This is a genomic window from Pseudoalteromonas sp. G5_S1_14_S5 (genome assembly GCF_054968605.1).
On sequence record NZ_JBQKUM010000007.1, the window covers coordinates 82,827 to 91,320 of the forward strand.

Consider the following 8,494-nt stretch of genomic DNA (forward strand, 5'->3'; position numbering starts at 1 on the left):
AGATTCTTAGAAATAACCTTGGCGCTTTTTCAGCTCCATTGAGCCAGACTGATCATGGTCAATCGCTCGACCTTGACGCTCACTGGACGTCGCTACCAGCATCTCTTCAATAATGCCTGTTAGCGTATTCGCCTCAGATTCAACCGCTCCGGTTAGTGGGTAACAGCCTAAAGTACGAAAACGAACGCTTTTCTCTTCAATCACTTCACCTTCTTGCAACTCCATACGGTCATCATCAACCATGATCAGCATGCCATCACGCTCAACCACCGGACGCTTATCCGAAAGGTAAAGTGGAACAATATCGATGCTCTCTAGATAGATGTATTGCCAGATATCTAGCTCAGTCCAGTTTGATAGAGGGAATACACGGATGCTTTCGCCCTTGTTAACCTGACCATTATAAGTGTGCCAAAGCTCTGGACGCTGGTTCTTTGGATCCCACGTGTGGTTCTTATCTCGGAAAGAGTAAACACGCTCTTTCGCTCGAGATTTTTCTTCATCACGACGTGCACCACCAAATGCAGCATCGAAACCATACTTGTTTAACGCCTGCTTAAGGCCCTGAGTTTTCATAATGTCGGTATGCTTAGAAGAGCCGTGCACAAATGGGCTACACCCCATTGCTAGACCTTCAGGGTTCTTATGTACCAAAAGGTCAAAACCGTACTTTTTGGCTGTGCGGTCACGGAACTCAATCATCTCGCGAAATTTCCAGTCCGTATCAACGTGTAACAAAGGGAATGGAATCTTGCCTGGGTAAAACGCTTTGCGAGCTAAATGAAGCATCACAGAAGAATCTTTACCGATGGAGTACATCATTACTGGGTTATCAAACTCAGCCGCCACTTCACGGATAATATGAATACTTTCCGCCTCTAGCTGTTTTAGGTGGGTTAAACGTTCTTGGTCCATTTCAGTGCTTCCTTTAAGGCTCGCGTTACGAGCAATTCATTACTTGGTCTCGCCAAGCAAGGGATTTAGGTCATCCACTCAGTGAATGGGAGTATTGGCACTAGAAGAAAACAGAAGCTTCGATTGAGCTCTCCTTGCTATTCATCTGCCTGATACGTCCTTGATATAGGCATTATGACGAGCCGCTCATATTACTGGAAATTCTAAAATTTCATTTTTTATTCTAAAAACTGATAAGGCGTACAATAAATAGATAAGCAAGTAAAATGAATGGATTAATCTTATCGATATCATTTGTGCATAGATTGAGCAGCTATGGGAGGCATCTTGCAGAACACCATAAAGTAATCGATCTAAATCACGAATTCACATTCGTTGTAATCATTGTTTCACTCCATTTTGTTACATTACGCAAAAGTTTTCTTCTATCCACTTTGGAGCTACAAAATGAAAGTTGCAATGAAACCTTTATCATTGGCTGTACTTGCGGGTCTTGGTCTGACACTCGCAGGCTGCACAACAACACCAGATACCGATGAAGTGATTAAACTACGTGTCGTAGAGACAACTGACATCCATACTAACCTAATGGATTACGACTACTACAAAGACAAGCCATCACAAAAAATTGGCTTAGCACGTACTGCAACTCTAGTAAAAGAAGCTCAAAACGAAGTAACAAACAGCGTATTAGTTGATAACGGTGACCTACTGCAAGGTAGCCCAATGGGTGACTACATAGCAGACAAAGGCATCGTTGCCGGTGAAGTTCATCCTGCTTACAAAGCAATGAACCAGCTAAGCTATGATGCAGCGAACATCGGTAACCACGAGTTCAACTACGGCCTAGAGTTCCTAGAAGAGTCTATAAACGACGCTGATTTCCCATACATCAGTGCTAACGTTTACGATGCTGAAACGAAAGAGCACTACTTCACGCCTTACATTATCAAGACGCACACTTTCGCAGATACAGCGGGCGTAGAGCACGAGATCAAAGTAGGTTACATCGGCTTTGTTCCACCACAAATCATGACGTGGGATAAGAAGAACCTTGAAGGTAAAGTAATCGCTCGCGACATCGTTGAGACAGCAAACGAGCTAGTACCTCAAATGAAGGCTGAAGGTGCAGATGTTATCGTTGCGATTCCTCACTCTGGCGTATCTCAAGACCCATACAAAGCAGGCGAAGAGAACTCGACGCTTTACCTATCTGAAGTAGAAGGCATAGATGCGATTGCATTCGGTCACTCTCACGCCGTATTCCCAGGTAAAGGCTTCGACAACCTCCAAGGCGTTGACAACGAAAACGGCACTATGAATGGTGTTGCGGCAGTAATGCCTGGTCGCTGGGGTAGCCACGTAGGTGTTATGGACCTAACACTGGCGCAAAAAGACGGTAAGTGGGAAGTAGTAAAAGGCCAATCTGAAGCTCGCCCTATCTATGACAAGGTTGAGAAGAAATCACTGGCTGCAGCGGATGAAGGCATCGTAACTGCACTAGAAAAAGATCACCAAGGTACTCGCGACTTTGTGAACCAACCAATTGGTAAAGCAGATGACGTGATGTACAGCTTTCTATCGCTAGTACAAGACGATCCAACAGTACAGATCGTTAACCTTGCACAAAAAGATTACGTTGAGCAATTCATCCAAGGCGACCCTGATCTAGACGGTACACCTGTACTTTCTGCAGCGGCCCCATTCAAAGCAGGCGGTCGTAAGAATGACCCAGCAAACTTCACTGAAGTTGAATCTGGTCAACTAACATTCCGTAACGCGGCTGATTTGTACCTTTACCCGAATACGCTAGTGGCGATGAAGGTAACGGGTCACGAAGTAAAAGAGTGGCTTGAGTGTTCTGCTGGTCAATTCAACCAGATCGATGTGAACTCTACAGCACCACAACAGCTGATTGAGTGGGATAACTTCCGTACTTACAACTTCGATGTTATCGACGGTGTGAATTACCAAATCGACGTAACTCAGCCTGCAAAATACGATGCAAACTGTAAAGTGGTTAACCCTGATTCTCAGCGTATTGTTGGTCTAACTTACCAAGGTAAGCCAATCGACATGAAGCAAGACTTCCTGATCGCAACCAACAACTACCGTGCTTACAGTGCTAAATTCCCAGGTACAGGTGAAGAGTTCATTGCATTCGATGCACCAGATGAAAACCGTACGGTACTGGCAAACTACATATCTCGCGTAAGCAAAGAGCAAGGTCAAGTGAGTCCAACCGCTGATAACAACTGGTCATTTGCACCAATCAAAACGGATAAGAAACTAGATATCCGCTTTGAAACGTCACCAAGTGAGAAGGCTGCTCAGTTCATCAAAGATAAAGGTCAATACCCGATGAAACGCGTTGCGACTGATGACGTTGGCTTCGGTGTTTACCAAATCGACCTAACTAAATAAATTACTCAAGTAATCGATAGCTAACCGACTAAAGGCTGAGTCTCATGACTCAGCCTTTTTATTTTAAAACAACTTAAATTATTGAATAAATGCATATTATTTCTCGACCTCTAATAATTCATCGCTCTCAAACTGCTTTTCAAATCACAGCCTCTTATCGCCCTCCCTCATCGAAACATCATTACGTTTATACCTAGTGGTACTCAACCAGACTTCACCTCAGACAGACCTGTTGAAGGCAGCAAGAAATTCAGCACAGAATAAAAGGGCACGGATTAGTATTTCTCTTCTGAAAAGAATCTGACTTTATTTGTTAATAATCCTGAAAAATATGTCCCCTCAATATAGTGGCTATTGCGCATGGGCCGTTTCAGCCAAAAACGATTTTGCACCAGTTGATCCTCAATATTAGATCACATTGGATGACAAACTTTACCTGAACTACGACCAAGAGATTCAAGAGGCTTGGGAAAAAGACCGTGCACAGCACATTCAACAAGCCGATAAAGCTTGGCCGCAGCTGATTAAATAAGGTAGCTTCATTATGATTGATAGTCCTTTTCGTTTACCACGTTACACGCCTTTTGGTTTGGGTGAGTCTGTTGTCGAGTGGGCAACTGGGCTATCTAAGCTAGACCGACTCTATCAAGCTCGACAAGACGAGTTATCTAGTTTCGAATTCATGAATTACACCTTGTCGGCGCTCAATATCGAATACTCCATTGCATCGGGAAGCACAGAAAACATTCCTGAAGAAGGCCCTGCTGTGATTGTAGCTAACCACCCACTCGGCGTGATTGAAGGAGTGATCCTAGCTGATCTCGCAGGATCAGTTAGGAAGGATGTAAAGGTGTTGGCGAATGAGTTACTCTGTAGTTAACCTTAAGAAACTACCATTGAAAACCTTAGGCAGGTACATGGGGCGAGAGCTTGCTCAAGATTACCTAGAGCAGCACGCCCAAGGCTGATTTAGACCGAACTGTACCTACACTCAAATAAGTGCGATGATTTCAGCACTTATTTGGCTTAGGTTATTTTCATGCACACCTCTTTTATCGAACAACTGCAAAGCTTCGACTTCTCAGAAAGTCAGATTGAATCGCTAGTCGCTGTCGCCAAGCCTCTTGAACTCCCCACCAGACACATTCTTATTAACCAAGGAGAGATGGCAGACTCACTTTACTTCGTGCTTGAAGGCCTATGCCACGCTTGTTACCTCACTAATGAGGGCAAGCAATACAGCAAAGAGTTCTACTGGGAACAAGACTGGATCATCGGCTTTGAGAGCTTGATAAAAAACCAAGCGTCCCCTTACCTGCTTGAAACCCTCACGCCTATTACGCTATTAGAACTGCCCATGAAGACCGTAATCGAGTGGCGTGCCTCTAATAATCCTTTGTATTTAAAGCTGCTAGAAACCCAGCTGATGCACAAGGAAAACAAAGAGCGATTCATGTTGCTCTATACCCCAGAGCAACGTTACCAACTTTTCTGTGAGCACTACCCAGATCTGGAACAACGCCTCAACGACAATCAAATTGCTGCCTACCTAGGAATAACGGCAATAAGCTTGAGTAGAATTAAAGGTCGAATTAACAATAGTTAATGCCAACGGTCAGTGTGCATAGTACATTCAAAGCATCGATAATCTCTGGATGTAAACATGATCACTTGGCACTCTATTCCCTTTTCTGAACTTTCAACACAACAGCTCTATCAACTGTTGCAACTACGAGTCGACGTATTTGTAGTTGAGCAAACCTGCCCTTATCCAGAGCTCGATGGTAAAGATACCCTAGAAGGTGTCCAGCACCTAATGGGCTATGCGGACGGAGAGCTCATCGCTTGTGCTCGTTTATTGCCACCAGGTACGACTTATGACAATGCCAGTATTGGCCGAGTTGCAACCAAACAACCAGCAAGAGGCAATGGTTTAGGGCATGAATTACTGGTAGAAGCATTAGCTCGCTGTGAAGCATTATGGCCGAACACGACCATCGACATTGGTGCGCAAGAGCACCTAGAAAGCTTCTACGCTAGCCATGGATTCAAGACGATCTCTGAAATGTATTTGGAAGATGATATTCCACACGTAGACATGAGATTAGAGAAGTAATGTCGAATATCACTGTCGGTATCCTACTTTTAATTGCGGGGAACCTGTTTGCCTCGCTCTCTGACGTAGCTGTGAAGTTATTGAACGGCGAAGTCCCACCTCCTCAGTATATTTTTTTCCGCCAGTTGATATCCCTGTTACTCATCACTCCTTTGTGGCTGCAACAAAACAAAGAACAACGCCGCTTACAACAAGCCAAGGTCACCTTAATTCGTGGACAACTGATCTTAATCGGCAGTGGATGTATGGTGGTCGCGATCAGCCATATGTCTTTAGCGACAGCTAACGCGGTATTTTACGTCGCCCCATTATTGATGCTGCCTCTGTCTGTACTTCTGCTAAAAGAGCAGCCTGCGCTTGGCAAAATCATCGCCACTACTGTCGGCTTTATTGGCGCGCTAATCGTGTTGCGACCTTCTCAGTTCCACTGGGCCGCACTATTTGCATTAGGCACAGCACTAACTCTGGCCCTGTTTAATGTACTGGTAAGAAAACTTCCTAGTGAGCAATCCGTAGTGACGACGCTGTGGTGGACAACCCTCTTTTCCATCCCTGCCTCATTAATACTGTGCTTATTTTATTGGCAGCCCGTGTCTTTAGAACATCTTGGATACATAGCACTCAGTGCAACGCTAATACTGAGTTACAACGGGCTTGCAGTTGCCGCCTATCAAAAAGCGCACTCTAGTCAGATTGCTCTCGCTGAATATTCTGGCTTGGTGTTTGTCGCATTGATTGGTGCCATATGGTTCGATGAGATTCCGGATACACTAACCTTTATTGGCATTATGCTGATCATCCTACCGCTCGCGCCTTTCAAGCGACCAAAAAAAAGAGCTAATGCTTAGCTCTTTTTTGTCTCGTTGGTACTGTTGAGTTCGTAACTCACGCAAGATATCTATTTGCTGCGGCCAAAGCCACCATCCGACAAACGGAAGAACATGACTGATGTGTCGCCCTTCTCTAACTGTAGGATATCAAGTTGTCCAGTTTCTGCTAATTTGAATCGAACTAACTGACCTTTACGAATTTGGCTGAGTGGTTTGTCTGCCCCTTCAATGCGGACTAGCGCATTTAAATCAGACAGCGGTAAATCGTTATTTCGGAAAACTTGAGCCAAGGTATCACCTTGCTTAACCAGATACTCCTGCCAATTACTGTTCGTCGGCTCTGATGAGTTACTCTTCGTATTGTGCTGCTCGCTCAGCCCAACGGTATTGATCTCAAGCGCAACGCGAGATGTAACCGAAGTTACTTCTACCTTAGGCTCAGGTAACGGCACAACAAGTAGGATAAGAACGATCGGCGAAACCACCATTAATAATCTTTGGTGTAGCTTAGGTAATAAACCCCAAGCCTGCACAACCGAGGTTTTCATTTCTTTTATATCTATCGAGCTCAATTTCTCTTTGACCTGGTCCAGTCGATCCTTGAGTTCTGCTAAGTGGTCAACTTTCTGCTTTTTCTTTTGACGACGATTCATACCACTGCGTCCTATAAATTGAATAACTACAGTATAAAAACCAAAGTACCAACAGTATAGATCTTTCCGTCACAACGAGGCTCAATGCAAGAAAATTGACATGGCTGTGATTTGGACGCGGTAAAGCGCAAGTGATCATGGACTAGCCGTTTCTTCACGCTGCTAATACTGGTATTCTTACCTTTTTCGTACTGACAAAAAGAGTGACTTTTCATGTCTGAAGTAAAATTTGAAACTGTAGAGCAAAAAGCTAGCTACGGTATCGGTCTACAAATGGGCCAACAACTTGCTGGTTCTGGTCTTGAAGGCCTAAACGTTGACGCAATCGCTGCTGGTATCGCTACAGCTCTAGTTGGTGACATGCCAGCTATCGAAGTTGACGAAATCAACAACGCACTACAAGAACTACACACTCGCGGTGAAGCTGCACGTCAAGAACTAGCTAAAGCTGCAGCTGCAGACGGCGAAGCTTTCCTAGCTGACAACGCTCTTCGTTCAGAAGTAACAGTTCTTGAGTCTGGACTTCAATACGAAGTACTAACTGAAGGCACTGGCGAAATCCCAACTGCAGACAAGCAAGTACGTGTTCACTACCACGGCGAACTAACTGACGGTACTGTTTTCGACAGCTCTGTATCTCGCGGACAACCAGCTGAATTCCCAGTAACTGGCGTAATTCAAGGTTGGGTTGAAGCTCTACAGATGATGCCTGTTGGCTCTAAGTGGAAGCTTTACATCCCTCAAAACCTAGCATACGGTGAGCGTGGCGCAGGTGCTGCAATCCCACCATTTGCTGCTCTAGTATTTGAAGTAGAACTTCTAGCTATTCTTTAATTTTTATAAAAACCTATGGTAAAACAAAATACTATAGACAAATAAAATTAAAATAACGTAACGGCGATGTGACTACATCGCCGTTTTTCGTTTATAGTGAAAGAGTAAATTACTTTATTACTTAAGGAAGAATGTTTTAAGCAGCCTCGCTGTTGTCTCTTGCGCTAGCACCGGCAATTCTGAACAAACCAGTTCTGGTTCTGATACAAACTACTCTCAACGATCACAAACTACATTGATGGCAGCTGTGAACATGTGGTCTCAACAAAACGAAACAAAACGAAACAAAACCGCTTGCCGATACCGTTGCTGACCAAGCATCAGTAACTAGCGATCAAGCGATTGGTGGCATCGGCTCTATGTTAGCACTTACACAGAATTCACTAGATACAGCTGACAACAAAGAACTCACAACGCTTATTCCAAGTATGTCTAGCCTAGAGTCAACAGGCCTATAATCACTGCTGAACTCACAAAGTGCGTTGAAAGTGCTTTTTCTAACCTAGGTATGGATCCATCGATGGTTTCTAAATTGCACCAATCATACTTCAAGCACTTCAATCGCAAGACGCAACGAGTGGTTTGATGGATTCATTAGCAGCGATTTGGAAATAAGCTAAGTAATAATACTGTAGATTGAAATGATATGGGCACTTCGGTGCTCTCTTTGTAGACGTAAGAAACTAAGATACGAGATACGAGATACGAGATACGAGATACGA

The 8,494-nt window shown here is 44.2% G+C and carries 8 protein-coding genes and 1 pseudogene; 7 read left to right on the forward strand and 2 right to left on the reverse strand.

Annotation, left to right across the window (positions count from 1 at the left end; all coding sequences use genetic code 11):
• Positions 1 to 6: 6 nt before the first annotated feature.
• Positions 7 to 951: a sulfate adenylyltransferase subunit CysD gene (gene cysD, locus ACTRWI_RS03860; RefSeq protein ID WP_258166798.1), complete on the reverse strand. Its 945-nt coding sequence runs from the start codon at positions 949 to 951 to the stop codon at positions 7 to 9.
• 411 nt (positions 952 to 1,362) lie between these two features.
• Here cysD and ACTRWI_RS03865 point away from each other — a divergent pair, with 411 nt between their 5' ends.
• The 5 genes from ACTRWI_RS03865 (at position 1,363) to ACTRWI_RS03885 (ending at position 6,303) form a co-directional block, all read left to right on the forward strand.
• Positions 1,363 to 3,339, forward strand: a complete 1,977-nt coding sequence (locus ACTRWI_RS03865; RefSeq protein ID WP_499129542.1) for a bifunctional 2',3'-cyclic-nucleotide 2'-phosphodiesterase/3'-nucleotidase — start codon at positions 1,363 to 1,365, stop codon at positions 3,337 to 3,339.
• A 544-nt stretch (positions 3,340 to 3,883) separates the two neighbouring features.
• Positions 3,884 to 4,219 carry a GNAT family N-acetyltransferase gene (locus ACTRWI_RS03870; protein WP_499129544.1) on the forward strand — a complete coding sequence of 112 codons (336 nt, stop codon included), beginning with the start codon at positions 3,884 to 3,886 and terminating at the stop codon, positions 4,217 to 4,219.
• Between the two features lie 159 nt (positions 4,220 to 4,378).
• On the forward strand, positions 4,379 to 4,945 hold the full coding sequence (locus tag ACTRWI_RS03875) for a Crp/Fnr family transcriptional regulator (RefSeq protein WP_499129547.1): 567 nt from the start codon (positions 4,379 to 4,381) through the stop codon (positions 4,943 to 4,945).
• Positions 4,946 to 5,002: 57 nt separating this feature from the next.
• Positions 5,003 to 5,455: a GNAT family N-acetyltransferase gene (locus ACTRWI_RS03880; RefSeq protein ID WP_499129549.1), complete on the forward strand. Its 453-nt coding sequence runs from the start codon at positions 5,003 to 5,005 to the stop codon at positions 5,453 to 5,455.
• Entirely contained in the window at positions 5,455 to 6,303 is an 849-nt protein-coding gene (locus tag ACTRWI_RS03885) for a DMT family transporter (protein ID WP_499129551.1), read from the forward strand. Before ACTRWI_RS03880 ends, ACTRWI_RS03885 begins: the two co-directional genes overlap by 1 nt.
• 50 nt (positions 6,304 to 6,353) lie before the next feature.
• Here ACTRWI_RS03885 and ACTRWI_RS03890 read toward each other — a convergent pair whose 3' ends face one another.
• The gene (locus ACTRWI_RS03890) at positions 6,354 to 6,938 is read right to left on the reverse strand and encodes a LysM-like peptidoglycan-binding domain-containing protein (protein WP_499129552.1); all 585 of its coding nucleotides are present in this window, start codon (positions 6,936 to 6,938) and stop codon (positions 6,354 to 6,356) included.
• Positions 6,939 to 7,151: 213 nt separating this feature from the next.
• On the opposite strand from ACTRWI_RS03890, the gene bamJ reads away from it, so the two are divergent.
• Both bamJ and ACTRWI_RS03900 read left to right on the forward strand, forming a co-directional pair.
• Complete coding sequence (gene bamJ, locus ACTRWI_RS03895) at positions 7,152 to 7,772, forward strand: BamJ family beta-barrel-assembly machinery protein (protein WP_004738774.1); 621 nt, start codon at positions 7,152 to 7,154, stop codon at positions 7,770 to 7,772.
• A 287-nt stretch (positions 7,773 to 8,059) separates the two neighbouring features.
• Positions 8,060 to 8,230: pseudogene (locus ACTRWI_RS03900) on the forward strand (DUF2780 domain-containing protein); the annotation flags it as partial.
• Between the last annotated feature and the right edge of the window lie 264 nt (positions 8,231 to 8,494).